At 38.9% G+C, this 2,467-nt stretch carries 2 protein-coding genes; both read left to right on the top strand.

The features are described 5' to 3' along the window. Window positions 1–437: 437 nt before the first annotated feature. A complete protein-coding gene (locus tag H2C83_RS14225) occupies window positions 438–1,658 on the top strand; it encodes a hypothetical protein (RefSeq protein WP_181741867.1) in 1,221 nt (406 codons plus the stop codon). 3 nt (window positions 1,659–1,661) lie between these two features. After that, on the top strand, window positions 1,662–2,180 hold the full coding sequence (locus tag H2C83_RS14220) for an Imm6 family immunity protein (protein ID WP_181741866.1): 519 nt from the start codon (window positions 1,662–1,664) through the stop codon (window positions 2,178–2,180). Window positions 2,181–2,467 lie beyond the last annotated feature (287 nt).

The raw sequence follows: 2,467 nt of genomic DNA, 5'->3' as shown, positions 1-2,467 counted from the left end.
ATTATCAATTGTTCAAGGTAGTATATAAAGAAAAAGGAATGGTGTAACCCAACATGAGGGGTAAACAACTTCTTCGATTTCTCATGATCTTGTTGATTACTTTTGCAGGAATAAGCCTTTTGACTCAAGGGATAGTTCATGCGGACAGTAGTTTTGATGTTCCAACGGTCAATGATAAATTTGACCAATTTGAACAGAAGGTTCCGGTGCAGAAGGAACAGCCCGTTTCGTCTCCACCGGTCGAAGAAAAGGAAGGATTTCTGGATTTTATTACCGAACCATTTTCAAAAGCTTGGGATTGGACAACGGACAAAATCTCAGGAGCCTGGAAATGGACAAAAGAAAACGCAGCTGCTTTTTGGGACTGGTTTACCGAGATTTGCTCCAAAATAGCAGAGGTAGTGATTGATAGTTTGTCGGCAGCCTGGGAATGGGTGGTGAAATATAAAGAATATATAGCTTTTACGATAGTTTTATTGACCGGCATTATACTGTGCTTCTTTCCTCCTACGTCCGGGTTGGGAACTTACATATTATGGGGAATGGGCATTTCATTCCTGACAAGTATCATTCTCGACGGAGGCATCAATGAAAACACCTTCCTGGAAGCGGCGTTTGGCGGATTGCTTGGAATCTTTGGGCTTGGCATTGCCGGAAGTGTTTCAAAAGGACTGGCGACCGGATTTGGGCAAAGGCTGATTATGGGAGTCAAAAATTCCAAAATCTTGGGATCAGTACTTCGCGGAGGACAAAAACTGGCTTCCAGGTTACCAGCCCCGATCCAAAAAATATTTACCAAAACCGGATTTATAAGCTCAGTGGAAGGGACAGGAACCACCATAGCAGACGATCTCCTGCATGGTCGGAAGATCAATTGGAAAAACGCGATATTGGCAGGTTTTTTTGGAGCCGGAGCTGTCGGATTCGTTCATTTTGCCCAGCCAGTAGTAAATAAGGCCTTTGGATCACTGGAACCGTTTCTGGTCAGAACACCGATTGTAAAGAACCTGATCACCAAAGTTGACGATTGTATTGCTGTTCGGCAAACAGGAGGATACCACGCCTTCTTCCTGGCGGTAAATCCAAATTGTATTGATACAGGCATAACGGATGTTCTAAAAAGTGATTTGAAAAAATGGAGAGAAAAGGTGAGAACTGATTTAGATACTATTGCTGTTGCCAGAACAGATATTGAAGGTTTGGAAAATGAAGTGTTTGAAGGTGCTTCTCCAGGAGTGATAACAGCAGCACCAAAAGAAGCAGGGTTGAAGCCTTTGGATGAAGAAATACCTGATAGACCAATTAAGGCACCGTTTGAAGGTAAAAGGAATCAAAGGTTTACTAGACATGCAGAAGAAATGGTTATTAATAAGTTTGTTTATGCAGTTGATAAAAAGTATCAAGATCCTCAGCTTGTAAAAGGAAAACTATATATTCATCAGTCTAATACTGGCGGAGTATGTCCAAACTGTAAGGCTGGATTCGGACGAAATCCTAATACAGTTAAAGGTGTATTATATCAACTCAGTAAGCGATATCCCAACCTTGAGATTATTGTATCATCTGAAATTAAAAAGGGGCAAAAAGTAACCAAGAGTCACTTTTTTATAGTAAAAGATGGTAAACAATATGAATACCCTAAAGATCGGAGGCAATAGATTATGGATTGGTTTAAGAAAGTGAATCTGGATGCGAAAGCTGCTTATTATCTAACTTTATCGGAAAAAATATTGCACATACTAACTGACTATGATTGGTATTCTACAATTATCAGATCCACCGATATGTGTTGGGAATGGATAGAAGAAAAGAAGTATAATGGATTAGATATGTATTTGGAGATAGCCGATGAAGATGAAGGATTATTGGTTGTTACTACTTTGATAGACCCTTTTTCAGAAAATTCCCAGGCGGAATCAGCTTTTTGGTGTGTTCTTGATGCAGTATCTTATACGATAAGACAGGCATATATATTTGATGATACAGAAAACGAAGTTCCACAATCTATTGAGCCTGTAAATGATGAATATATTCAGAGAGAGTTTATGGAAAGTATAAGAAAAGTAGACGGATATCAGGAAGAATGGGCGGAACAGTTAAAGAAATATCTCCTGGAAAACTATCCGGCAGGCAGTGACAAAAAGATCAAGAGAGAAGAATTGTTGAAGCAGATCGCATAAAACGGCTCATTTCCTTATCAGCCTGTTACACCAAAGCAGTAAAAGAAAATGAAAATATCCATTTCATATGCATTCTGAAGGGTTTATGGTCATTTCCAAAGTGAAGTCAAATCCCGTTACCTTTAACTGGCAACGGGATTTTTTAATCCATAAAAATATATTTTTTGCATAAATTGCTCCTGTTTTCGCTGTTCTTTTATTGGCTTCGTTTTTTATATTTTTCTTTATCAACTGCTGGATGCCAGATGTATGTTTGAAAAGCCTTTGTTTGTATTACGATGATATCA

This window comes from Thermoactinomyces mirandus (genome assembly GCF_013868055.1).
GTDB classification, from domain to species: Bacteria; Bacillota; Bacilli; order Thermoactinomycetales; family Thermoactinomycetaceae; genus Thermoactinomyces; species Thermoactinomyces mirandus.
Note: the sequence above shows the minus strand (reverse complement) of the source record. Positions and strands in the feature narration are given on the sequence as shown.